The organism is Pandoraea commovens, assembly GCF_902459615.1.
Lineage (GTDB): Bacteria > Pseudomonadota > Gammaproteobacteria > Burkholderiales > Burkholderiaceae > Pandoraea > Pandoraea commovens.
In genome coordinates this window covers 158,097-183,865 of record NZ_CABPSA010000001.1, presented here as the reverse complement: position 1 = coordinate 183,865, position 25,769 = coordinate 158,097, and the positions used below count along the sequence as shown (strand labels likewise).

General features: G+C 64.7%; 17 protein-coding genes. 11 read left to right on the top strand and 6 right to left on the bottom strand.

The window, feature by feature from the left end; all coding sequences use genetic code 11:
* Positions 1–15: 15 nt before the first annotated feature.
* Complete coding sequence (locus PCO31010_RS00695) at positions 16–1,053, bottom strand: alpha/beta fold hydrolase (RefSeq protein ID WP_150662544.1); 1,038 nt, start codon at positions 1,051–1,053, stop codon at positions 16–18.
* Between the two features lie 234 nt (positions 1,054–1,287).
* The gene (locus tag PCO31010_RS00690; RefSeq protein ID WP_150662543.1) at positions 1,288–2,070 is read right to left on the bottom strand and encodes an alpha/beta fold hydrolase; all 783 of its coding nucleotides are present in this window, start codon (positions 2,068–2,070) and stop codon (positions 1,288–1,290) included.
* A 157-nt stretch (positions 2,071–2,227) separates the two neighbouring features.
* Here PCO31010_RS00690 and PCO31010_RS00685 point away from each other — a divergent pair, with 157 nt between their 5' ends.
* The 3 genes from PCO31010_RS00685 (at position 2,228) to PCO31010_RS00675 (ending at position 5,897) form a co-directional block, all read left to right on the top strand.
* Complete coding sequence (locus tag PCO31010_RS00685) at positions 2,228–3,682, top strand: HD domain-containing phosphohydrolase (protein ID WP_150662542.1); 1,455 nt, start codon at positions 2,228–2,230, stop codon at positions 3,680–3,682.
* Positions 3,683–3,761: 79 nt separating this feature from the next.
* Complete coding sequence (locus PCO31010_RS00680; protein WP_150662541.1) at positions 3,762–4,196, top strand: DUF2946 domain-containing protein; 435 nt, start codon at positions 3,762–3,764, stop codon at positions 4,194–4,196.
* Positions 4,197–4,337: 141 nt separating this feature from the next.
* Positions 4,338–5,897, top strand: coding sequence for a PepSY-associated TM helix domain-containing protein (locus PCO31010_RS00675; RefSeq protein WP_150662540.1), 1,560 nt, complete (start codon positions 4,338–4,340; stop codon positions 5,895–5,897).
* A gap of 39 nt (positions 5,898–5,936) precedes the next feature.
* On the opposite strand, the gene PCO31010_RS00670 is transcribed toward PCO31010_RS00675, so the two are convergent.
* On the bottom strand, positions 5,937–7,148 hold the full coding sequence (locus PCO31010_RS00670; RefSeq protein WP_150662539.1) for a citrate synthase family protein: 1,212 nt from the start codon (positions 7,146–7,148) through the stop codon (positions 5,937–5,939).
* Between the two features lie 266 nt (positions 7,149–7,414).
* On the opposite strand from PCO31010_RS00670, the gene PCO31010_RS00665 reads away from it, so the two are divergent.
* A complete protein-coding gene (locus PCO31010_RS00665; RefSeq protein ID WP_150663425.1) occupies positions 7,415–8,797 on the top strand; it encodes a CoA transferase in 1,383 nt (460 codons plus the stop codon).
* A 55-nt stretch (positions 8,798–8,852) separates the two neighbouring features.
* Here the strand turns inward: PCO31010_RS00665 and PCO31010_RS00660 are convergent, their stop codons facing one another.
* Positions 8,853–10,628, bottom strand: a complete 1,776-nt coding sequence (locus PCO31010_RS00660) for a GGDEF domain-containing protein (protein WP_150662538.1) — start codon at positions 10,626–10,628, stop codon at positions 8,853–8,855.
* Positions 10,629–10,840: 212 nt separating this feature from the next.
* Positions 10,841–12,871, bottom strand: a complete 2,031-nt coding sequence (locus PCO31010_RS00655; protein WP_150662537.1) for an NADPH-dependent 2,4-dienoyl-CoA reductase — start codon at positions 12,869–12,871, stop codon at positions 10,841–10,843.
* Positions 12,872–13,051: 180 nt separating this feature from the next.
* On the opposite strand from PCO31010_RS00655, the gene PCO31010_RS00650 reads away from it, so the two are divergent.
* The 7 genes from PCO31010_RS00650 to PCO31010_RS00620 all read left to right on the top strand — a co-directional run bounded on the left by PCO31010_RS00650 (position 13,052) and on the right by PCO31010_RS00620 (position 25,332).
* Positions 13,052–13,621, top strand: a complete 570-nt coding sequence (locus PCO31010_RS00650; protein ID WP_150662536.1) for a PadR family transcriptional regulator — start codon at positions 13,052–13,054, stop codon at positions 13,619–13,621.
* A 151-nt stretch (positions 13,622–13,772) separates the two neighbouring features.
* Positions 13,773–14,807 (top strand): YVTN family beta-propeller repeat protein, encoded by a 1,035-nt coding sequence (locus PCO31010_RS00645; protein ID WP_150659332.1) that lies wholly within the window; start codon positions 13,773–13,775, stop codon positions 14,805–14,807.
* A gap of 12 nt (positions 14,808–14,819) precedes the next feature.
* Positions 14,820–15,824 (top strand): sterol desaturase family protein, encoded by a 1,005-nt coding sequence (locus tag PCO31010_RS00640; RefSeq protein ID WP_150662535.1) that lies wholly within the window; start codon positions 14,820–14,822, stop codon positions 15,822–15,824.
* 331 nt (positions 15,825–16,155) lie between these two features.
* On the top strand, positions 16,156–17,343 hold the full coding sequence (locus PCO31010_RS00635; RefSeq protein ID WP_150662534.1) for an efflux RND transporter periplasmic adaptor subunit: 1,188 nt from the start codon (positions 16,156–16,158) through the stop codon (positions 17,341–17,343).
* Complete coding sequence (locus tag PCO31010_RS00630; protein WP_150662533.1) at positions 17,340–20,495, top strand: efflux RND transporter permease subunit; 3,156 nt, start codon at positions 17,340–17,342, stop codon at positions 20,493–20,495. The genes PCO31010_RS00635 and PCO31010_RS00630 overlap by 4 nt, the downstream gene beginning before the upstream one ends.
* Positions 20,492–23,785 carry an efflux RND transporter permease subunit gene (locus PCO31010_RS00625; RefSeq protein WP_150662532.1) on the top strand — a complete coding sequence of 1,098 codons (3,294 nt, stop codon included), beginning with the start codon at positions 20,492–20,494 and terminating at the stop codon, positions 23,783–23,785. Before PCO31010_RS00630 ends, PCO31010_RS00625 begins: the two co-directional genes overlap by 4 nt.
* Positions 23,782–25,332 (top strand): efflux transporter outer membrane subunit, encoded by a 1,551-nt coding sequence (locus PCO31010_RS00620; protein ID WP_150662531.1) that lies wholly within the window; start codon positions 23,782–23,784, stop codon positions 25,330–25,332. The genes PCO31010_RS00625 and PCO31010_RS00620 overlap by 4 nt, the downstream gene beginning before the upstream one ends.
* A gap of 1 nt (position 25,333) precedes the next feature.
* On the opposite strand, the gene PCO31010_RS00615 is transcribed toward PCO31010_RS00620, so the two are convergent.
* A complete protein-coding gene (locus PCO31010_RS00615) occupies positions 25,334–25,732 on the bottom strand; it encodes a hypothetical protein (protein ID WP_174984137.1) in 399 nt (132 codons plus the stop codon).
* Between the last annotated feature and the right edge of the window lie 37 nt (positions 25,733–25,769).

Here is a 25,769-nt window from a genome sequence, read left to right as displayed (position 1 = left end):
TGAAGCCGTGCCGCCTTACAGCGTAACGACTTCCAGAATCGCGTCGGCGAACGCCTTCGGGGCTTCCTGCGGCAGGTTGTGACCGATGCCGCCGCCGATATCGCGGTGCTGATACTTTCCGGTGAACTTCTTCGCATAGGCTGCCGGTGCCGGGTGCGGCGCGCCGTTGGCATCGCCTTCCATCGTGATCGTGGGCACGGTGATCGCCGGGGCCGTCGCGAGACGTTTTTCCAGTGCATCGAACCGCGCCTCGCCTTGCGCGAGGCCAAGACGCCAGCGGTAGTTGTGAATCACGATGTCCACGTGATCGGGGTTATGGAACGCAGCGGCCGAGCGCGCGTACGTCGCGTCGTCGAACTGCCACTTCGGCGAAGCCAGTTGCCAGATCAGCTTGTTGAACGCGTCGGTGTTGGCGGCGTAGCCCTTCGCACCGCGCTCGGTCGCGAAGTAGAACTGATACCACCATTGCAATTCGGCTTGCGGCGGCAGCGGCACCGCATTGCCCGCCTGGCTGCCGATCAGATAGCCGCTCACGGACACCATCGCCTTCACGCGCTCCGGCCAGAGGGCCGCGACGATGTTCGCCGTGCGTGCGCCCCAGTCGTAACCGCCGAGAATGGCCTGATCGATCTTCAGCGCGTCCATCAGGGCGATGATGTCGGCCGCCACCACGGCTTGCTGACCGTTGCGCGGGGCGCTGGCCGAGAGCAGAAGCGTCGTGCCATAACCGCGCAGGTACGGCACGATCACGCGGTAACCGGCGGCGGCCAGCAACGGCGCAACGTCCACATAGCTGTAGATGTCGTACGGCCAGCCGTGCAGCAGGATGACGACCTTGCCATTCTTCGGTCCGGCTTCGGCGTAACCGACGTTCAGGTCGCCCGCGTCGATCTGACGGATCGCTTCGAACGACGTGTGACCACCGACCGAACCTGACGCACCGGCGGACGAAGCCGCATTGGCCAGTTGCGACAGCCCCAGTTCGGCGAGCGTGACGCCTGCGAGCGTGGTGCCAAGAAGACGACGACGGCGAAGATTGACCGGATCCGACATGACTGATGACCTCTCTGAGTGATATTCCGGCGGCTGCCGGGGGTAGCTCCAACCTCACACCTGCGGTGCGTGCCGAGCGCTTACCCGTAGTTATATCGGCGAGTTCATCGTCGTTTATGTCCGAATGTATCTGGCCGGACAAGTGACACATACGGATTCAAAAAACCCCGGTTTCCCAGGGTAATTCGAGGAACGAAGCGGCGCTGGCCGCCCCGTCACACCGGACGACAAGTCTTACTTGACGCTGGCGACCGCGTCGAGAATCACCTTCGCCACGTCGGCCGGACGCGACTGCTGCGGCACGTGGCTCGTCGGCAGCTCCGTCACCTTCGCACCGATCGTGCGGGCCATGATGCGCTGGGCTTCCGGGTTGATCATGCGGTCGTTCTGGCTGATCACGAACCAAGACGGCTTCTGGTGCCACGACGCCACGCTGATCTTGTCGCCGAACGCCGATCCCTTGATCGGGCCTTGCGTTGCGGCCATCACACGCGCTTGCTTGGCGGGCACGTCCTGCGCGAAGAACTTGGCGACATCGGCCGGGGGCAGGCTCAGCCAGCCGCTGGCGTCGGCCACGATGTGATCGATGCCCGGTGCCTTGGGCAGGTCTTTCGAAAGCGTTTCGACCGACTGACCGGCGTCCGGCGCGAAGGCGGACACGTAGACGAGGCTGGCGACCTTGTCGTCGTTGCCAGCTTCAGTGATAACTGCACCGCCCCACGAGTGGCCGACGAGCACGACTTTACCCGGTTGATTGTCGATGGCGCGCGTGGCGGCTGCGACGTCGCCGGAGAGCGAATCGAGCGGGTTCTGCACAGCCGTCACGTGGACACCCTTTTCCTGAAGGATGGCGACGACCTTGGCCCAGTCGGAGCCATCGGCGAACGCACCGTGCACGATCACCACGGACGGCACGCCTTCGCGGGCGGTGGCCGCAGGGGCGGCGTGTGCGGAAGCGGCAGCGCCCAGCAAACCGGCGCTAAGCAACATGGCGGCGAGAGTAGAATGGCGGTTCATCGAAATCTCCTTGATTCGGGAAAACGAGCCACGAGGTTGGCTCGACTGGTTGCCAGTGTCGTCGTCTCGCGCTCGAGCCGGTATCGGACGATCGACCGATGCAGGCACTTGATGACCGATAGCGACTCCTTCCTTGCGCCCCTCATCCACGTCCAACATGTCATCGAGCACCGCCGGCCTCACCGACGCGATTCTTGCGCTCGCCTTCATCGGCGACCTCAGCATGGGCCGCTCGACGGATCACTCGCGCCGCGCCGCCTGCCTCGCTGGCTGGCTCGCGCAGGAATGCGGTGCAGACCTCGACGCGCAGAATCATGCCCGCGCGACGGCACTGCTGCGCTGGTCCGGCTGTACGGCGAACGCCGGTGGCTTTGCCGAATTGCTGGGCGACGACGTCGCCGCGCGCGAGGCCATGATGGCGCAGACGCTGCCGCCGCTCTCCGCGCAAACGCAATCGCTCATCGTGCCGTTGGCCCTGATTCACTGTGAAGTGTCGGGCGACGTCGCCGCGACGATGGGCATGCCGTCGCGCGTGGTCGAGGCGCTGCGCAACGTTTTCGAGCGCTTCGACGGTAAGGGCATGCCTGCCGGGCACGATGGCGATGCGATTCCCGAGACCGTGTTCTTCGTCAACGTCGCGAGCGATCTCGAAATTCTGGCGCGTGCTCATGGACGCGAAAGCGCCCTCGCCTTCCTGCGCAGTCAGTCTGACGCCAAGTATCCCGCGCGGCTGGTGGATGCTGCCTTGCGTCAGGCAAACCGTTGGCTGGATGCGCTGGACGCGGCCGATCCCGATACCGGCACGTGGCAACTCGCCGAGCCTGAACGTCACGCCGACGTGCCACTCTCGCTGCTGGCGGATGTCACAGAACTGAAGCTGCCGTGGCTCGCCGGTTTCTCGCGTCGCACGGCAGATCTGGCGTCGCGCACGGCGCAAAGCGTGGCCCTCGACATCGACGTCCAGACGCAATTGCGCTCGGCCGCCCTGTTGCACGGGATCGGCCGCGCAGCCCTGCCAAACCGGCTCTGGGAGACGGACGGCAAGCTGTCCGCCGATCAGTGGGAGAAAGTTCGTCTCGTCCCGTACTGGAGCGCGCGTGCGGCCAAACAGATCGACGGGCTGCGGCAAGTGGCCGACCTTGCGTCCTACGCTTATGAGCGGCTGGACGGTAGCGGCTATTTCCGTGGCGTCGACGGCTCGACACTGACAACGCCGCAACGTGTCCTCGCTACATCGGTCGCGTTCGAAGCGCTGCTGGCAACGCGTCCGTGGCGCCCCGCCCACAGGTTCGACGAGGCGGTGGAACTGATCGAACGCGACGCCGCCGCTGGAAAGTTCGATGCGGACATTGTGGCGGCGGTCGTTGCGACGTCGCAGGGGCAAACAGTGCGCCCGCGCGCAACGCCACCGGGCACCGCCTCGCTGCTCTCACCGCGTGAGATCGACGTGCTGCGTCAAATCAGCGCAGGGCTGAGCAACAAGGAAGCCGCCCGCGCGCTGGCCCTGAGCCCCAGCACCGTGCGCACACACGTCGAAAGTATCTTCCGCAAGCTGGATTGTTCTACACGCGCAGCTGCGACCCTCAAGGCACTCACAGCAGGCATGATCTGACGCCCCGCGTGATAGCATTCCGGCTTTAGCGCCCCAGCCCACCGCAATCTACGGTCCACTGAATACGGTCCACTGACGCATGACATCGTCTTCCCGCAAACGTCTCACTGCATGGCTCGGCCTCGCCGCCATGTGGCTGGCGATTTGCATGCCGATCGTCAGTCAGGGACTTGCGGCGCATCGCGCCGGACAGGCGCGTGTGCTGGACGCCGCGTTCTGTACCGTCGACGGTGCCACGCACGCATCATCCGCCATGCTGGTGGCAGCGACGACCCACGGGCATGACGATGCGACACACGGCGCGGGCATGTCACATGCCGCGCATGAGACTCAGGGCGACCTTTGCGGCTACTGTTCGCTGCTCGCCAATCATCCGCCGCTCGTCATGCCCGCGCTCGCCGGTGCGATCTCGTTCGCATGGATCGCACGCGCCGGACCGGTCGCGGATGCCGTTTCGTCGAACACCCAACTCGCTTACACGCCGCCTGCGCGTGCCCCACCTGCCGTTTCCTGATCTCGCGTTCAGTCCGATGCCTCGCCACGCCCGGTGACGGCGTCGCTCCCTTTTCGCGCCCAATGCCTGTCTGACGCTTGCGCCAGCGGCACGCGCGCGCCGCTGCCATGCAGTGGCGACACGAGACGGAATCGTCACAACATGCAGACCTCTCACCCGCCGTACTCACAGACGCCTCACACCCGTGAAGCGCAACCGACGGCCGCCGCAGGCCAATACCGCACCCTCTGGCGCTGGCACTTCTATGCCGGTCTCTTCGTCATGCCCTGGCTCATGGTGCTCGCCATCACCGGCACGATTTACGTCTTTCAGCCGCAGATCGAACCTTGGCTCTATCACGACCGGCTGATCGTCGCGGCGTCCACCGAGCCGCGTCTGGCCGAGCAGACGCTGATGGAACGCGCCGCGGCGGCGCTGCCCGCAGGCGCGAAAGTCAGCTCCGTCGAGGTCAATCGCGATCCGACGCGCAGTGCGGAATTCATCTTTCGTCTGCCCGGTGGCGAGCGTGAGAGCGTCTATCTGAATCCTTACACGGGTGCAGTGCTCGGTACGCTCAGCGTCGAGCACCGGCTGATGGCGCAGGCGCGTGCGTTGCATCGCTCGCTCATGCTAGGCAAGCCCGGCGAATTGCTCATGGAGCTGGCCGGGTGCTGGACACTCGTCATGCTCGTGACCGGACTCGCGCTCTGGTGGCCGCGTGCGGGCGCAACGTGGGCGAATGCGCTGCGGCCGCGTTTACAGTTGCGCGGGCGTGCGCTGCTGCGCAATCTGCACGGCGTCGCGGGCTTGTGGCTCGCCGCCGGTGGACTGGCGTTCGTGCTGTCGGGGCTGCCGTGGTCCGGCTCGTGGGGCGCACAGTTCAAGGTGCTGACGTCGAAGATCGGCATGGGCTCGCCGTCCGGTGTCTGGGGCGAGGCACCGGTGCGCTCGCAGGCACCCGCAAAGCCCATGAAGATGGACGATCTGCCTATCGCCCAGATTCCGTGGGCCGTGGGGAACACGAAGGTCCCGCAGTCGACGCCGCCTGCAAGTGCCGATGGAATGGCCGGAATGGCGAACATGCCAGGCATGAACCATGCCGTGCATGACACGAAGGGAGCGGCCGACGAACATGCAGCCCATAACGGAGGTAGCGAACACAGTGCCCCGGGTGACGCAGGCCTGTCACCCGCTGCGTTGCGCGCAGAAGGCGCGCTGTCCGTCGACGACGTGATGGCCATTGCTTCGCGTATGGGTGTGCAAAGTGGCTATAGCCTCGTCGTACCGAAGCGTCCGGATGGCGTCTACACCGTGTCGTACTTCCCCGCCGACCCGAATGCCGAGCGCACGATTCACATCGATCAGTACAGCGGCCGCGTACTTCGCGACATCGATTACAACGCGTACGGTGCCGTTGCACAGGCGGTTTCGTACGGCACCGCGCTGCACATGGGCCGGTACTTCGGCGTGGCCAATCAATGGTTGTGTGCCGCCATTTCGATGGGACTGTTCGGCATGGCGGCGACGGGCGCGATCATGTGGTGGATGCGCCGTCCGGCACGAGCGCTCGGTGCGCCGTCGCGCCCGCAGGCGCGTCCGCCGATGCGCGGATGGACCGCCGGTATGGTGGCGCTCGGCTGCGTTTTCCCGCTCATGGGGGCGACTATGGCGCTCGTCTGGGTTGGCGACCGGGCGATCTTCGGACGACGTTCGGGCGCTTAGTCCCCGTCGGCGACACCCGAGCGACTTCGCGGGTGTCGCTCACTCGACGAGCGCGTCGTCAGGTCGCGGGCCGACATAGGCGGCACGCGGACGAATCAGTTGCGTACTCTCGCGTTGCTCTCTGGCGTGCGCGATCCAGCCGATAGTGCGTCCGAGTGCGAAGAGACCGAACGCAGCCCCGACCGGCAATCCAAGGTGACGGCGCACCGCCACGAGGGCGAAATCGAGCGACGGGCGTTGACCGATCAATGCGTCGGCCGAGTCGATCATCGTTTGCCACGCGGGATGCGCAGGCAAGACCCGCGCGAGCATCGCACTCGCCCGTACATCCCCGGCCGGATAGAGATGATGGCCGAAGCCGGGCAGCTTCTCACCCCGCGCCAATCGCTCGCGCATGCGCGCGGCGGTATCGATCTCGCCGACTTCGTCCCACATCGCTTCATTGCGTGCCGTGGTGCCACCATGACGGCCGCCGGTCAGCGCGGACAGCCCCGCCACGATCGCCGCGCGCAAGCTCGCGCCGGTCGATGCCACGCAGCGGGCCGTGAAGCTCGATGCGTTCAACTCGTGGTCCGCGCACAGCACCAGCGCCATGCGGATGAGGTCGGCACCCTCGGCGTCGCTCACGCTCCACGCGGCTGCACATTGTTCGTGAATTGGCGCGTGACTTGGCAGTGTGCCCAGCAAGCAAGCCGTCATCGTACGTAGCAACGCGGCGCTGCCCTGCGCCACGCGCACCGGATCGCGTTGCCAGATCGCGGTCGACGCGTCATCGCTCGCGACGGTGAATGCGGGCAGCAATGCGTCTTCGGCCCGGCGGTCGCGATACCGTTCGAGCAACATCACGGGCCAGTCGACGGCGAGGTGCTTGATTGAGGCGGTTGCGTCGTCACCAAATGCCGACGCCTCATCGCATTGCCACAGCCACGCCGCCGTGGCTTCGACGGAGGCTGTCTGCGCCATCTGCAACGCGTCACGTCCCCGGTAGTAGCACCGTCCATCTTCGATCAGCGTGATGGACGACTCCAGCACCGGCATGCCCCAGTCCAGCGCGGCCTTGACCACCTCCTTCGGCTTGCGTCCGCGCGTGCGTTGCGTCGCCAGGTGCTCTACATCCGATGCGCGATAGCGACGCTCACGATGCGTCTTGCCTGGCTCGGCATGCAGCAGGCCACGACTGACGTACGCGTAGAGGGTCTGGAGCGACACGCCGAGATGCTCGGCCGCTTGTTTCGCAGTGAAGTATTGCATCGCCGAAGCCGGTAGATGACCAACAGATTGATTAAGTTAATCAATATTGACAATAAAATCCATCGGCTTAAGCTTCAATGCGCCGGCAGTCTTGCATCGCGACTCATTGCGATGCCACGTATCGAATCGTTCGAGGACTTCCCATGCGTTCCCCTGTTTCAGAGACTTCCCCCGCGACATCCCCAACGCCCCCAACGCCCCCAGCGTCCCATCGTGCGCTTCCGTTGGCGGAAGACACCGGTGTTGTCGCGTCGTACCTGAGCGAGATGCGCCATGCCGTCGACGGCGGCAAGCACGCGGCAGCCGATCTCACGCTGAGTGGCACCGGTGCATTGCCCTGCACCTTTCCGTACACCGATTTCGCGACCGCCTCGATCGCTACGGCGACATTGGCTGTGGCCAGTCTGTCTACAGGGGCTTCGGGCGACTACGGCCTGAGCGCACGCGCCGTTGCACCGCACGTCAATGTCGACCGGCGACTGGCGTCGTTCTGGTTCCAGACGTCGTTGCGTGCACAGGGCTGGTCATCGGCGCCCATGTGGGACCCGGTTGCAGGCGACTACCGGACGGCCGACGGCTGGATTCGTCTGCACACCAATGCCCCGCATCATCGTGCGGCCGCACTAGCGGTACTGGGTGTGGAGGCCGACAGAGACGCCGTCGCGGAGATCGTCTCGACGTGGCAGGCCGACGCGCTCGAAGCGGCCGTCGTGGCGCACGGCGGTTGTGCCGCCGCCATGCGTTCGCTCGCGCAATGGCGTGAGCATCCGCAAGGGATGGCCGTCGCCAGCGAACCCTTGCTGCATTGGGAGACGTTCGACACTGGAAGCGCCAGCAACACACGACGCAGCACATGGCAGCTCATGCGCGAACGGCCGCTGAGCGGCATTCGCGTGCTGGATCTGACACGCATCCTCGCGGGGCCGACAGCCACTCGCTTTCTCGCGGGCTTCGGCGCACAGGTACTGCGCATCGACCCGCCCGGCTGGGACGAACCCGGCACGGTGCCGGAAGTCGTGCTCGGCAAACGCTGCGCACGGCTCGACCTCAAGCACCCCAACGGACGCGAAGCCCTTGAACGATTGCTGCGCGACGCGGACATCGTCGTCCACGGCTATCGTCCCGACGCATTGGAAGGTCTGGGACTCGGTGCCGCACGGCGTCGTGAACTCAATCCGACGTTGATCGACGTCTCGCTCGATGCCTACGGGTGGCAAGGTCCGTGGTCCGCGCGACGCGGCTTCGACAGTCTGCTGCAGATGAGCGCAGGCATTGCCGACGCGGGGATGCGTGCTGCCGGTGCCGAACGTCCGGTGCCGCTCCCCGGGCAAGGCATCGATTACGCGACCGGATACCTGATGGCGGCGGCGGCCGTGCACGCGTTAGCGCTTCGTCAGACGCTGGGAGTCGGAAGTTCAGTGAAGGCTTCGCTGGCCAGAACGGCCAACTTGCTTGTGACGCACCGTACACCGGAGAATGCGCTGCCACCGTTGGCTACCGAGACGGCGGACGATCTGTCACCGCGCATCGAGGACACGTCGTGGGGGCCTGTCCGACGTGTCGCCACGCCGATGTCGGTGGCGGGTACGCCCGTCGACTGGGCATTGCCCGCGCTGGCTTTGGGAACGGCAACGCCGCAGTGGCCGTAATCGTCTGAGACAGGGTGTGCGCTCGTCGCCGCGCACCCCGTCGCTGGCCGTGCCGTCAGTCGATGACGTGTCGCTTCGCCTGACGCGCCGCGTGCAACTGGCGTTCCGCCTGACTCAGCAAAATCGACACGCTCGCGGGTGCGCCGCTGCCCGTGCCGGTGACGTCGAAGGTGGCGGGATCTGCCATCGCGATGCCGAAACTGGCGGTCAGCGTCAGCGTTTCTCCGTTCGGCAAGGCGAGCGTCGTGGCTTCGATGCGCCCACGCAGCAATTCCGCGAACTGTCGGGCGCGCGATTCGTCGAGCACGCGCGCCAGAATCACGAACGCATCCGCGCCCAGCCGCGCCACAACGTCCCCCGGTTGGCATGTATTCAGACAGACGGCGCCCACTCGGCGCAGCACATCGTCGCCCACGCTGTGGCCCCACGCGGCATTGAGTTGCGTGAAGTTGTCGATATCGAACTTGATCAGTGCAATGGGGCCAGGCGTACGCATCGCACACAGCACCCGCGCCTGACGCTCGAAGGCGCGCCAGTTCATCAGGCGTGTGAGCGGATCGGTATCCGAACTCATCTCCAGCTCGCCGACCAGTCGCGCGCGCTCGCGGCGCAGTTGGACCAGTTCGACGGCATTCAACCGCAACACGCGCAACGCGTCGAACACGGCACGCACCTGTGCGCGCTTCATCGGGACACCGTCGACCGGCACCGTTGCGTCGAGATTACCTTGGGCGAGATCGTCGACGAATCGGGTGGCGGACTCAAACGGCAGCACTACGGTGCGCCGGAAGTTGCGCATCGCCACGATGATGACAAACACCAGTACCGCCTCCACCAATGACGTCAGGATCAGCCATCGCAACGCCCGGGAACGTTGCAGTTCGACCTGGTGTTGCGCAAGCCGCAGCATGCTGTCGCGCAAGTCCGTGATGGCCCGCATTGTCGGCACATACTGGCGGGCGAACTCGGCCGTCGTGAGCACGGGCGGCGTCGGCTGTGCGGCCAGCGTGCGAACCGTCGCCACGTAATGCAGCCCCGTCCCGAAGTATTGCGCGTTCAGGGTGCTCAGTGAGTCGGGGCCCAGTTCCGGCGGTTCGTTGACGCGCGCACCGATCATATCGCGCAGCTGATCGATACGGCCGAGCGTGCGCTCGATGGCACGCTGATCGGCTTCGGTCAGGGTCTGTCGGGTGGTGAGTGCGGCGGTGAAGTGCGATCCGAGTTGGCCGGCGTACTCCCGGAGATCGGCCGCAAGACGCGCGAGGATGACGTAATGCAGTGCGCCCGGTGCGCCGCGTGACACGATATCGATGCGCGACGACGCCACGGGTGTGAAGTCGGCGATGACACGAACCATGCGATCGACGGCATCGCGCACGGAGGCGTCGCTGCGCATTTCGCGCGGGCGCTGCACCAGCAGATCGACGTTCGCACTGGCCGCAGCGAGATCGAGCCGCGCCCGCTCGACGGCATGCAGACCGCTTGCACATTGGTTGCAGTCGTCCGAAGACAGCGCCGAGAGCAGTTCCTCTAGTCGTTCGTTGGTCGCTTCGCGCGCATTGCGCAAGGCGGTGACAGACGACGCAGGCAGCGGGAGGTCCGCGCCCAGAACGGCATTGGCCGGGCCGCGCTCGGCGGACGCCTTTTCCATCGCCAGCAAGGTCGCGCGCAACGCGTCGAGCGCGAGCGCTGCGTCGCTGGCCCGCCGGTACGTTCCCCACGCCAGGCACAGCAGGCCGCTGCAAAGCACGACGACGGCGCAGACGATGGCGAGGTTCTGTAACCGGAGACGACCCGTGAGCGAAATGGCCGAAAGTAACTTGCGCTTCATTGACGATGACACCGTCGGCCACACGGTACGGAGTCCCACGGAGGCCGCGACGGATGCCCCGCGATGGTGGCAATCCGGGGCATGCCTCGGAAACGTCGTGCCCGGCACTTGGCACACACGCTTGGCATCGCAAAAACCGCCTTCGGAAGGCAGGAATCACGAGGCGCCATTGTCGCACACCGGTATGCCGCGCCCCGTGTAGCTCCCTAAACTTATAGGTCGATCGCCAGCTCTGTGCCTTGCTTGATGGCGCGCTTTGCGTCGAGTTCCGCCGCCACATCGGCCCCGCCGATGACATGCACACGCACACCCGCCGCCTGCAACCCTTCAGCCAATTCCCGCAGCGGCTCCTGTCCCGTGCACAAAACTACGTTATCAACGGGCAGCACATGCGGCACATCGTCAATGGTGACGTGAAGCCCCTCGTCGTCGATACGCCGATAGGTCACGCCCGGGATCATTTCCACGCCGCGATGTTTGAGCGACGTACGGTGAATCCAGCCGGTGGTTTTTCCCAGACCGTCGCCAACCTTCGAGGTCTTGCGCTGCATCAGGAAGACTTTGCGCGGCGAGGTTTCGGGAACGGGAGGACGCAGGCCACCCGCATGGGCGTACGACGGATCGATGCCCCACTCCGCGTAGAACTTCTCGGGCACCAGCGTGGCGCTCTCGCCCGCTTGCGTGAGGAATTCGGCCACGTCGAAACCGATACCGCCCGCACCGAGCACCGCGACGGTTCGGCCGACCTCGGCCCCCCCGCGAAGCACATCGATATAGCGCAGCACCTTCGGATGATCGACGCCTTCGATGTCCGGCGTACGGGGCACAACGCCGGTCGCGAGGACCACGTCGTCATAACCGCCCCCGGTAAGCGACTCCACCGTCGCGCGGGTGTTCAACTGAACGTTGACGCCGCTGGCGTCCAGCGCGTGCCGGAAGTAACGCAGCGTCTCGAAGAACTCTTCCTTGCCAGGAATGCGCTTGGCCATATTGAACTGCCCGCCGATCTCGGTATCGGCTTCGATGAGCGTGACGTCGTGTCCGCGTCGCGCAGCCACCGTGGCCGCCGCCAATCCCGCAGGCCCCGCGCCGACGACCGCCACGCGGCGTCGACGCCCGGTCGGCTCGATGCGCAACTCGGTCTCATGGCACGCACGCGGGTTGACCAGACACGAGGTGATCTTGCCGCTGAACGTGTGGTCGAGACACGCCTGATTGCAGCCGATGCACGTGTTGATCGTCTCTGCGCGGTCTGCGGCCGCCTTGTTGACGAATTCGGGATCGGCCAGCAGCGGGCGCGCCATCGAGACCATGTCGGCCTCGCCGTCCGCCAGAATCCGCTCGGCCACATCCGGCATGTTGATGCGGTTGGTCGTGATGAGCGGAATGCCCACGTGGCCCTTGAGCTTTCCCGTCACCCACGCGAAGGCAGCGCGCGGCACGCTCGTGGCAATCGTCGGAATGCGGGCTTCGTGCCAGCCGATGCCCGAGTTGATCAGCGTCGCACCGGCGGCCTCGATCGCGCGGGCGAGCCGGACGACTTCGTCAAACGTAGAGCCGCCCTCGACCAGATCGAGCATCGACAGACGGTAGATGATGATGAATTCGTGCCCGACGCGCTCTCGCACCCGGCGAACGATCTCCACCGGAAAGCGCATGCGATTCTCGTAGCTGCCGCCCCATTGGTCGGTGCGATGGTTGGTCCGGGCGGCAATGAACTCATTGATCAGATACCCCTCGGAACCCATGATTTCGACGCCGTCGTAACCCGCGCGCTGCGCGAGTGCCGCACAATGCACGAAGTCGTCGATGGTCGACTCGACTTCTTCGCTCGTCAGTTCGCGAGGTTTGGCCGGTGTGATGGGGGCCTGCAAGGCGCTCGGAGCGACGAGATCGGGATGGTAGGCGTAGCGGCCGAAATGCAGGATCTGCATGGCGATCTTGCCGCCAGCAGTGTGAACGGCGTCGGTCACGACACGATGCTTGTCCGCTTCCTCTTCCGTGCTGAGCTTGGCACCGCCCGCATACGGACGGCCCGCCTCATTCGGCGCGATACCGCCCGTCACCATCAGCGCCACGCCGCCGCGGGCGCGCTCGGCGTAGAACTCGGCCATCCGGGCAAAGCCGTTGCGCGCTTCTTCCAGTCCAACGTGCATCGAACCCATCAGCACGCGGTTGCGCAACGTCGTAAAGCCCAGATCCAGGGGCTGCATCAGGTGGGGATAGCCGCTTGTCGCGCTCATGGCTTGTCTCTCTCGTCGTCCGGCCCGGAGATAGCGGGCCGCGGGTCTTGTGGGATTGGGGGATGACCACGTATATGGCCGGTTATGCAACCGGTTGCATAGTTTGATGGCGATTCTAGCGCGTCCCGACGACTATGCAACCCGTTGCATAGTGTGATTAGAGTCCTTAGACTACCGGGCATGCCGCTCGCCCACGCCCTGATGACCTCGCTGCTGGAGAAATCCTCCTCGGGGTACGACCTCGCCCGCCGCTTCGACAAGTCCATCGGCTTCTTCTGGCACGCCACGCATCAGCAGATCTATCGCGAATTGGCGCGCATGGAGACCGCCGGTTGGATCGCGTCGACGGCCGCCCCGGACGGCGGACGCACGCGCAAACGCGTCTACCGGGTGCTCGACGGCGGACGCGACGAACTCCTCAACTGGGCCGCCACACCGACCGAGCCGTCCGACCTGCGCGACGACCTCATGGTCCGATTGCGCGCCGACGCCGCCATCGGCTCCCTGCGTCTACAGCCCGAACTAGCGCGGCGGGCGACGCTTCACGCGCAAAAACTGGCCGCCTATCAGGCCATCGAAGCGCGCGACTTCCCGGCGGACGCACCGCTGACACGCGAAACCGCCTTGCAACGTCACATCCTGCGACTCGGCGTGCGCTACGAACAAGGCTGGCTCGACTGGACCCGCGAGGCGCTGGCCCTGCTGGCACAATGGGACGGCCCCGCGACCGGTGCGCCTGACGAAGCCTGATCAGGCAGCCTGATGCCATCGAACGAGATCGCGAATTCGTCCCATTTTCTTGTCAACGGACGAGGTGTCTGGCGCGTTTAACGTGAGAATCGACGTTAAGCCTACCGGCGAACGTCACCGTTTTTCGCCCTACCCTACACCCTACGCATTCATGGTGTTTTCTTCCAAGCGCTCCAAGCTTTCCCGGCTGGCCGGCCGCGCCCGCGTCGCGACGCTCTCCCTGCTAGCCGCCGCCGTACTCCCGCTGACGTTCTCGTCCGCCCACGCCGGCACGGTCATCGTGCTCGACTCGGGTGCCGCGCAGCTTTCCCTCATCGATCAGGCGTCACATAAGGTCATTGGCACGATGCCCACGGGCAAAGAGCCGCATCACCTGATGATTACGCCCGACAAGCGTTCGCTGATCGTGGCCAATTCGGTCTCGAACAGCCTGATGTTCCTCGACCCGAACACCGGCAAGTTCCAGCGTCAGGTCGCGGACATCGACGATCCTTACCAGCTTGGCTTCTCGCCCGACCACAAGTGGTTCGTGACGGCGGCATTGCGTCTGGATCGTGTCGATCTGTATCACTACGACGGTGAAAACGTCACGGTCGCCAAACGTATTCCGCTGGCCAAGACCCCGAGCCACATGACGTTCTCGTCCGACAGCAAGACGGTGTTCGTCACGCTTCAGGACTCGGGCGAGCTGGCCGCCATCGATCTGGCGACGCAAACGGTGAAATGGCGCATGCCGGTCGGCAAGACCCCGGCGGGCCTGTGGATGACGCCCGGCGACAAGTATCTGCTCGTCGGCATGACGGGCGAGGACGACGTGGCCGTGGTCGACTGGCGGGCGCAGAAGGTCGTCAAGCGCATCCAGACCGGCCGTGGCGCACACAACTTCCGCTCGTTGTCCGACGGACGTCATATTGCGGTGAGCAACCGCGTGGAAAGCACCATCAGCATTCTCGATTACGAGTCGCTGACCAAGGTGGCCGACCTCACCGGTCTGATGCCGGGACCGGACGATATGGAATTGTCCGCAGATAAACGCTATCTTTGGGTAACGTTCCGATTTGCCCGCCACGTTGGCGTGATCGACCTGACGACCCGTAAGCTGGTCGACACCATTGCTGTGAACCGTTCGCCGCATGGCATCTATTTTGCCGATCGCGCCCCGGTTCTCTCGCCGAATCCGGACTGACAAGGCCGATAGATGATTCAGGAAGCCCTCAATTTCGTCGATAGCGGCATTTCCGCCGTCCAGACGCTCGTCTATGTCGATGTGGTGCAGCCGCTGCTGTTCCACTTCAATCTGATGGGTTACGACGACGATATCTACGACGCCCTTTATCTCGTGATCATCGGCGTATTGCAGGTCGGCCTGACGTACGTGCTGTTGCGCCCGCTAGAAGCGCTGCGTCCGATCGAGCAGTGGCAAGATCGTAAGCAGGTACGGGCGGACGTCATCTACACGTGGATCGCCAAGCTGGGCATTCTGAATCTGCTGTTCTTCGTGGTGTTGCAGCCGTTCTTTAACGACTTGCAGAGCCAGATGGTGATTCGCGGGCTGCCCAGCGTCGATCTGGACGGCCTGGTGCCCGGCGTGACCGACCAGCCCATCGTCTCATTCCTGCTGTATCTGACGGTGCTCGACTTCGCTGGCTATTGGTATCACCGCTGGCAGCATCGCTTCGGCGTGTGGTGGGAACTGCATGCCGTGCATCACAGCCAGCAACAGATGTCGCTGTGGTCGGACGACCGCAATCACTTCCTCGACGACATCGTGCAGGCCGCGTTCTTCGCCGGAATCGCTCTGTTCATCGGCGTGCAGCCTGCGCAGTACGTCGTGCTGGTGGCCGTGGGCAACTTCCTGCAAAGCGTGCAGCACGTCAACGCCCGCTTGCCGTATGGCCCGGTGCTCGAACGCCTGATCGTGAGCCCGACGTTCCATCGTCGCCATCACGCCATCGGCTACGGTCACGAAGGCACGCGCTATGGCTGCAACTTCGGCGTGCTCTTCCCGTGGTGGGACATGCTGTTCCGCACGGCATCGTGGGAAAAGACCCTAGAGCCGACCGGCATTCGCGACCAGTTGCCAGCCCCGGCAGGACGTTCGCGCCGCTACGGTCTGGGCGTCGTTGCCCAGCAAGTTCGTGCCTTCGGCCGCATCGTCAAGCGTCTCGCACCGCGCCGTACATCGCCCCGCCAGCCGGTCTGAAGCGCCTTCCCGGCGTGAAAAGGCTTCCGGCCCCTTACCGGCAAGCCCCGCAGTAACACGATGTAACAGGGGGACGACGACCGTCCCCCTACCTCCCAAGCCCCTTCTCGCTCGCACCTTTCCGCTACGACTTCCCTGTCCCGACAGGCTTTCACGGGCGTTTTCGACCCGACGCCGCCCTCCCATTTCAAACAGCCGCAGGTAACACGCCGTAACGTCGGGCGGCCGTTCGCATCGCCAAAACCGGCATGCCCCTAGCTAGACTGCTAAGCGTGGTCTTCCCGGTGGTCCGGGGAGCTTCCCGGCAGGCTCGCCGGGCGGAGAGGCGAAGATGGAAAATACGTCGAACACAGCGGCGTCACCCCAGGAAACGAACCCCCCGAAGCGACGTCGCACGGCGCTCTGGATCGGCATTGTCATCCTTGTGCTGGTGGCATGGGTCGCATGGCATCTGATGCACCGCCCGGCGACCAAGCGCGGCGCGCAGCCGCAAATCGTTTCCGTCGCCAAGGTCGCTTACGGCGAGATGCCCGTCACGATCACCTCGCTCGGCACAGTCACTCCCGAAGCGACGGTGACGGTATTGCCGCAGTTGAGCGGCTACCTCACGCAGGTCGGCTATCAGGAGGGGCAGGACGTCAAACAGGGCCAGTTCCTCGCCCAGATCGACCCCCGCCAGTACGAAATCAGCAAGGAACAGGCCCAGGCGCAACTGGCCAAGGACCGAGCAGCCCTCGCGCAGGCGAAGGCCGATCTGGCCCGTTACACCCAGCTCCACGAGCAGAAGTCGATTGCCGAGCAGACGTTCGTCGACCAGCAATTCACGGTCGCGCAGGACGAAGCCGCTGTGAAAGCCGATCTTGCCAACATCAAGCAATTCGAACTCGATCTGACGTACTGCCGCATCACTGCACCGGTATCGGGGCGTGTCGGTCTGCGCCTCGTAGACCCGGGCAACTACGTCACCGCAACGAGCACGACGGGCATCGCCGTCATTACCAGCATCAAGCCAACGACGGTCGAGTTCACGGTCGCTCAGAACGCCTTGCCTGCCGTCATGAAACGCTACCGCACCGGCGAACCGCTGGCGGTCACCGCGTATTCCAGCGACAACCGCGAGCAACTCGCGACCGGCACGCTTTACGCCGTGAGCAACCAGATGGCGACGGCGACCGGCACGGTCACGCTGCGCGCACGCTTTGCGAACGACGACGAAGTGCTGTTCCCACAGGAGTTCGTCAACGTGAAGCTGCTCGTCGACACGATGCAGCACGCCGTGCTGGTGCCGACACCCGCTGTCCAGAGCGGCGCACCGGGCGACTTCGTCTACGTGGTCACGCCGCAAAAGACCGCGTCGCTGCGCAAGGTCACGATCGGGCCGAGTGACGGTAAGCACACCGTCGTCACCGCAGGCGTGAACGCGGGCGAGACGGTGGTCACGGACGGTATGGACCGACTCAGCGATGGGGCCCACATCGCCCTCCCCTCGACGGCGAGCGGCGCGAGCGCCCGCCCATGAACTTTTCGCGAATCTTCATCCTGCGCCCGGTCGCGACCTGGCTGCTGATGATCGCGCTCGTGCTGATCGGCCTTGTGGCAGTGCGGGTGTTGCCGGTGTCCTCGCTGCCGAGCGTCGACTATCCGACCATCCAGGTGCAGACGTTCTACCCGGGCGCGAGTCCGTCGGTGATGGCGACGACGGTCACCGCGCCGCTCGAAGTGCAGCTCGGGCAGATCCCCGGCCTGCAACAGATGATCTCGTACAGCGCGGAAGGCTCGTCCGTCATCACGCTGCAATTCGATCTGGCGCTCAATCTGGACGTCGCCCAGCAGAACGTGCAACAGGCAATCAACGCTGCGAACAGCCTGCTGCCGAGCGGGCTGCCCGCACCGCCGACCTACGCCAAAGTCAATCCGGCAGACCAGCCGATCATGACGCTGGCCGTCACGTCGTCCACGCTGTCGCTCACGCAATTGCAGGACGCCGCCAACAACCGGCTCGCCGCGAAAATCTCGCAGGTGGCAGGCGTCGGCTTCGTGACGCTCGCGGGCGGCAACGTGCCTGCGGTGCGCGTCGAAGCCGATCCGCAAAAGCTCGCGGCGTACGGCCTGAATCTGGACGACCTGCGCACGCTGCTCGCGAACGTCAACGTCAGCCAGCCGAAGGGCAACTTCGACGGCCCCGAGCTCGATTACACATTAGACGCCAACGACCAGATTACCGATCCGCAGGACTATCTGGACACGGTCATCGCCTATCAGAACGGCAACCCCGTCTATCTGCGCGACGTCGCGCACGTCGCTAAGGCCGCGCAGGATGTCGAGCGCGGCGCGTGGCTGAACAAGACCCCGGCCATTGTGCTGAACGTGCAACGCCAGCCCGGCGCGAACGTCATCGCTACCGTGGATCAGATCAAGCGGGCGCTGCCGCAACTGGAAGCCACTCTGCCCGCCGGTATGAAGGTCAGCGTGGTGTCCGACAGCACGGGCGTGATCCGCGCGTCGGTCAGCGACGCCGCGTTCGAACTCGTGCTCGCCGTGGTGCTCGTGGTAGCCGTGATCTTCGTCTTCCTGCGCAACGTTCCGGCCACCGTCATCCCGAGCATTTCGGTGCCGGTCTCGCTGATCGCCACGCTCGCGGTCATGTACGAGCTGGGTTACTCGATCGACAATCTCTCGCTCATGGCGCTCATCATCGCCACGGGCTTCGTGGTCGACGACTCCATCGTCATGATCGAGAACGTCGTGCGCTATCTCGAAGCGGGCATGGCACCGCTGGAAGCCGCGCTGGCGGGGGCGGGACAGATCGGCTTCACGATCATGTCGTTGACGATCTCGCTGATCGCTGTGCTGATTCCGCTGTTGTTCATGGGCGGCGTGATCGGACGCCTGTTCGGCGAATTCGCCGTGACGCTCGCCGTGACCATCGTGATATCGGCCATCGTATCGCTCACCGTGGTGCCGATGTTGTGCGCGCGCATTCTCCGGGCACAGGAGGCGCGCCATCCGAGTCGCTTCGAGCGCGCGAGCGAGCGAGTGTTCGACAAGACGTTGGCCGCTTATGAGCGTGGACTGAAATGGGTGCTCGATCATCAGTTCCTGACGCTGATGGTCGCGCTCGTCACGGTGGCGCTGACCGTCGTGCTGTACGTTGTGATCCCGAAGGGCCTGTTCCCCGTGCAGGACGTCGGGGTGCTGCAAGGCATCACGGTGGCGGACAACTCGGTCTCCTACGCCGCGATGGTCAGGCGGCAGGCCGCGCTGGCCGACGTCGTCCTGCAAGACCCGGACGTGACGTCCATCACCTCCTACGTCGGCATCGACGGGATCAACACCACGCTCAACAACGGCCGGTTCCTCATCAACCTGAAGGCACGGGACGACCGTTCCGATAGCGCCGTCGAGATTGGTCGTCGGCTTCAGCAAGCCACGGCGAAGGTGCCCGGCATCCGGCTTTATGTGCAGCCAGCGCAGGATCTGACGCTCGACACCACCGTCTCGCCTAACCAATACAAGTTCGTGATGCGCGGCCCCGATCAGGCGACGCTCGCGAAATATGTCCCGCCGCTGATCGCCCGGATGAAACAGATCTCGTCGATCACGGACGTGGCCAGCGACCTCGATACGAGCGGCCTGTCGATTCAGGTGGAAGTCAACCGTCAGTTGGCGGCGCGCTACGGCATTACGCCTGCGACCATCGACAATGCGCTGTACGACGCCCTCGGCCAGCGCATTGTGTCGACGATCTTCGAGCAGTCGGCGCAGTACCGCGTGATCCTCGTGGCAAAGCCCGAATCGCTCAACTCGATCCAGTCGCTCGGCACGATCTATCTGCCGAGCCAGACGAGTTCGAGCGGACAGGTGCCGCTCTCGGCCATCGCGTCGCTCAAGGTCGTTCGAACGCCGCTCGCGATCAGCCACCTCCAGCAATTCCCGGCGGTCACGGTGTCGTTCAATCTCGCACCAGACGCCTCGCTGTCGAGCGCCGTCAAGGAAATTCGCAACGCCGAGCAGGCCGTTCATCTGCCACCCTCGATTGCCTCGTCGTTCCAGGGCGCGGCGCAGGCGTTCGAAGATTCGCTCTCCAGCGAGGTCTACCTGCTCGTGGCCGCACTGGTCGCCGTCTACATCGTGCTCGGCGTGCTCTACGAGAGCTTCATCCATCCGGTCACCATTCTGTCGACGCTGCCGTCGGCAGGGATCGGCGCGCTGCTTGCGCTGATGCTCACGGGCAGCGATCTCGATGTGATCGGCATCATCGGCATCGTGCTGCTGATCGGAATCGTCAAGAAGAACGCCATCATGATGGTGGACTTCGCGCTGGACGCCGAACGCACGCATAACAAGCCGCCGCGCGAGGCCATCTTCGAGGCGTCGCTGCTGCGTTTCCGGCCGATTCTGATGACGACGCTGGCCGCCATGCTCGGTGCATTGCCGATGCTGCTCGGCTCCGGGACAGGGTCGGAGTTGCGGCGACCGCTGGGGCTGGCGATCATCGGCGGTCTGGCGATGAGCCAGTTGCTCACGCTGTTCACCACGCCTGTCATTTATCTGTACTTCGATCGCCTTGCTGCCCGGGTCCGTGAGCGCCGTGCCGCGCGACGCGAACGCCGTGCGCACGCCGGCCATATGAGAACACCGCCGGACGATGAACCAGGAGGTGCGCCGTGAACCTCTCGGCGCTCTTCATCAAACGGCCCGTTGCGACCACCCTCTTAGCGGTCGCCGTGCTGATTTCGGGACTGCTCGCCTATCTGCGCCTGCCGGTCGCGCCCTTGCCCAACATCGCCTTCCCGGTGATTGCGGTGCAAGCGAGCATGGCGGGGGCGAGTCCCGAGGTGATGGCGGCGACGGTCGCCGCGCCGCTGGAACGGCGGCTGGGGGTGATCGCCGACGTCACCGAACTCACGTCGACGAGCACCGTCGGCTCCGTCTCGATTCCTGTCGTCTTCGGCCTGAAGCGGGATATCGAAGGCGCGGCGCGCGACGTCGAAGCCGCCATTCAGGCCGCGCGGGCCGACCTGCCGAGCACGCTGCGCAGCAACCCGAGCTATCGCAAGTTCAACCCGGCCGATACGCCGGTGATGGTGATCGCACTGACGTCCGCCACGCTCACCACGGCGCAACTCTACGATTCGGCCGACTCGATCATCCTGCAGCAGTTGTCGCAGGTCGATGGCGTGGGCCAGATCACGGTCGGCGGCGGCGCGCTGCCCTCGGTGCGTGTCGAGCTGGAGCCCGGCAAGCTCAATAGCTACGGGATCGGACTGGAAGACGTTCGGGCCGCCCTCTCTGCGGCCAACGCCAACAGCGCCAAGGGCCATCTGGATCAGGGCGACCAGCGTTTCGAAGTCACCTCGAACGATCAGATCAGCAAGGCCGACGGCTACAAGGACCTGGTCGTCGCGTATCGCAACGGCGCGCCCGTGTTGCTGCACGACGTCGCGCTCGTGCGCGACAGCAACGAGAACATCCGCAACGCCGGGCTGTTCAACAACAAGCCCGCTGTGCTGGTCATCGTCTACCCGTCGCCCGGCAGCAATGTGGTCAAGACCGTCACCCAAATCCGCCAGATCCTGCCGCTCGTCGAAGCCACGCTGCCGCATGACATCAAGGTGGGCGTGGCGCTGGACCGTTCCGTGTCAGTCGAAGCGTCGCTCAAGGACACCGAACGCACCCTGATTCTCGCGGTGCTGCTGGTCATCGGCGTGGTGTTCGTCTTCCTGCGCTCGGCCAACTCGACGCTGATCCCCGCAGTGGTGCTGCCGCTCTCCATCATCGGCACGTTCGGCCCGATGTACCTGCTGGGTTACAGCCTCGACAACCTGTCGCTCATGGCGCTCACCATTGGCACAGGCTTCGTCGTGGACGACGCCGTGGTTGTGATGGAGAACATCGTGCGCCATCTGGAACTGGGCGTGCCGCCGAAGGAAGCCGCCCTGCTTGGCGCAGGCGAAGTCGGCTTCACCGTACTGTCGATGAGTCTGTCGCTGATCGCCGTCTTCCTGCCGATCCTGCTCATGCCTGGCATTGTCGGCCTGCTGTTCCATGAGTTCGCGGTCACGCTATCCATCGCCATTCTGATCTCGATGGTGATCTCGCTCACCGTCACGCCGACGTTGTGCGCCTATGTGCTCACGCGGGAATCGGCCACATCCGAAGCCCGCTGGTCGCAGTGGATCGGCCGTCAGTTCGACCGGTTCCGCGATGCCTATGCCCGCTCCCTCGCCGCTGTACTCGACCATGCCGGGCTTGTCGGTCTGGTGATGCTGGGCCTGCTCGTCGGCAATCTGTTCCTTTTCCGGTTGCTACCCGCGACATTCTTTCCCGAGCAGGACACCGGCATTCTGATCGGTCAGATCATGGCGGATCAGAGCATCTCGTTCCCGGCCATGCGCAAGAAGCTGGAACAACTGCAAACCATTGTGCAGACGGATCCTGCGGTCGCCTCGGTCGCGGGCTTCACCGGCGGACGCTCACTCAACTCGGCGACCGTCTTCGTCCAGTTGAAGCCGTTGGCGGAACGCCATCTGACGGCGGACGCCGTAGTCAACCGCCTGCGTCCCAAACTTAATGCCGTATCGGGCGCACGGCTATTCCTTCAGGCCCAGCAGGACTTGCGCGTCGGTGGACGCCAGTCGGCCGCCGAGTATCAGTACACATTGACGAGCGACGACGCGCAGGCGCTCTACAAATGGGTGCCCAAGCTGGTCACCGAACTTGGCAAACACCGCCAGGCGGTGCTCGACGTGAATACCGATCTCCAGCAGAACGGTTTGCAGATGTATGTCGACATCCATCGCCAGATGGCTTCGCGGTTCAACCTGCAACCGAACCAGATCGATAACGTCCTGTACGACGCCTTCGGGCAACGCACCGTCTCTACGATCTACAACCCGATCAATCAGTACTTCGTGGTGATGGAAGTCGCCCCGCAGTATTGGCAGTACCCCACGTCGCTCAATCAGATCTATCTGAGTACGGCCGCCGGTAACGCGAGCGGCACCGGGCAGACGCAGATGTCGGGCAAGACGGTGAGTGGCACGACCGTGAAGGCGGTCGCATCAGGCACAAACGCCCTAAACGCGAACGCCGTGGCCAACCAGCAGAACAACGCCATCTCGAACAGCCGGGGCGGGAATTCGAGTGGCAGCGCGGACAGCACCGCCTCGGAAACCATGGTGCCGCTGAGCGCGCTCGCCAGCTTCTCGGCACGTCACACTGCCACGCAGGTCAACCATCAGGGTGGCATGGTGGCGGCCACGATCTCGTTCAACCTTCCGGCGGGCGGGTCTTTGAGTGAAGCGCAGGTCGCTATCGACGACGCCGCACGGGCGATCGGCATGCCCGCGTCCGTGCACGGCGCGTTTGCGGGCGCAGCGCAGGCGTTCTCGCAATCGGTCGGCACGGTTCCGCTGCTGATCCTTGCGGCGCTCGGCGTCGTCTACATCGTGCTCGGCGTGCTCTACGAGAACACGATCCATCCGCTCACCATCCTCTCGACGCTACCTTCGGCAGGCATTGGTGCGACGCTCGCTCTGCTCATCTTCGGCACGCCGTTTTCCGTCATCGCGCTGATCGGGATGATTCTGCTGATCGGCATCGTGAAGAAGAACGGCATCATGATGGTCGACGTGGCGATCCAGTTGCAGCGCAACCAGAACATGCCCGCCAAGCAGGCGATTCACGAGGCGGCCGTCGTGCGTCTGCGCCCGATCATGATGACGACGTTCGCCGCCGTGCTCGGCGCGGTGCCGCTCGCCATCGCCCTCGGTCAGGGGGCGTCGTTGCGCCAGCCCCTCGGCGTGACGGTGATGGGCGGCCTGCTGCTCAGTCAGGTCTTCACGCTATACACCACCCCGGTCATCTATCTGTATCTCGACCGCCTGCGCGCCCGGCTGGCGCGCTGGTCCACGCGCCTTCCCTGGCATCGCGATTCCGGCCCGGAGGTTCGATCATGACGCTCATCAGAAACACTCGCCGAATGTCCCCACGTCCGATGCATCGGCTCACGCTCGCCTGCCTCGCTAGTCTTGTCTTGCTGGGTGGCTGCGCCGTCGGCCCCGACTATCAGCGCCCCCTCGTCGACATGCCCACCCATTTCACGGAGCTGGACGGCTGGACACAGGCACGCCCGGACGCCGAAGGCCCCAAAGGGGAATGGTGGAAGGCATTCCACGACCCGCTGCTCGACGAGCTGGAGCCTCAGGTAATGGTGTCGAACCAGACGGTGCGCCAGAGCTACGCCAATTATCAGCAGGCGCTCGCGGAGGTGCGTCAGGCACGCGCAGGCCTGTTCCCGACGCTCGGCATCGACGGCTCGGCCAGCCGCTCGCGCGGCAGCAGCGGCGGCGCGAGCACCACTGCGGCGCTCGCGTCGCGCAGTGGTGCGAACATCGTGAACTCGGCGTCGGCTGAAGGCAGCGTCAGTTGGGCACCGGACATCTGGGGGCAGGTGCGGCGAACCGTCGAACAAAGCAGCGCGACGGCGCAGGCCAGTCAGGCAACGTTGGCGAACGCGACGCTGTCCGAACAGATCGCATTGGCCAACGCCATCATCGACTTACGCATTACCGACGCCAATATCGACCTGCTGACGCAAACCGTCGCCGCCTATACCGAATACCTGCGCGTGGTGGCCGATCAGGATCGTGCCGGGACGGCGCCGCCATCGGACGTCATCACGGCGCGCACCCAGTTGGAAAACGCCCGGGCCAGCCTGATCGCGCTGGGCGTGTCGCGCGCCCAGTACGCGCACGCCATTGCCGTGCTGGTCGGGCGCAACCCGGAATCGCTGACGATCCCGCACAGCACGGCGCTCCCGACATTGCCGGACGTGCCGATCGGATTGCCGTCGACGCTGCTGCAACGGCGTCCGGACATTGCCGTGGCGGAGCGGCAGATGGCCGCCGAGAATGCCGCCATTGGCGTGGCCATCGCAGCTTACTACCCGAACATCACGCTCTCGCTCACGGACGGCTTTTCCGCCGCACCGGTTGCGGGACTCTTCAAGATCGCCAACTACGTGTGGTCCCTCGGCGCGAGTGCATCGGAGACGATCTTCGACGGCGGCGCACGCAGCGCCAAAGTGGATGCCACCCGTGCCGCCTACGACGCCGCCGTCGCCAACTATCGCGGCACGGTGCTCACGGCGTTGCAGGGCGTGGAGAACGATCTGTCGTCGCTGCGAATTCTGGAGCAGCAGGCGCAGGCGCTGGACGCCGCCGTGCGCGATTCGACCGATGGTGCACGCATTGCCATGAACGAATATCAGGCCGGAACGGTGGATTACACGACGGTCGTCACTGCGCAAACGACGCAGCTCAATACGCGACAGAACGCCCTGACGGTGCAGGAGTCGCGCTTGCTGGCGGCCACGTCGCTCATCGGCGATCTCGGCGGAGGCTGGTCGAACGAAGCCCTCGCGCAGGACACCGGCCCCCGCCCCGCGCAGACGAACGGGGCAACCGAGGCAACAGAAGCGAAGGTCCCAGCCTCGGCTCGCTGACCTAGCGGGGCTTATTCGCGGCCGGACCAAAGTCCGGGTCCGAGCCGAACGTCTTGCCTCGCGGCACGTTGGCGCACGCGGGTAAGTCCGGGAAGTCGGTGCAAATGATTCGCCGATCCTGATACTGGAATCCGTGGTCGATCATGCACAACTCGCCCTTGGCGAAGTCGTTGAGCGTCATGTCCTTGCGGTCGACGTATGCCGAATTGGGGAAGCCGCATGCCAGCATGGCGTTGCGCACGCCCTGCTCGTCGACGCCTCGCTTTGCCCAGAGTTTGTAGAGCGGTGGCGAGGGCTGAAACGGGCGCGTCGTGCATGCGGCGAGACCGACGGCCCCGAGCGTCACCAACAGCCAGGCGCTCCAACGAACGAGAAAGTCCCCTTTAGGATGCCTCAGCATGCCAACCTCATAACGTCTCCAATTCGTGAAGTGAATA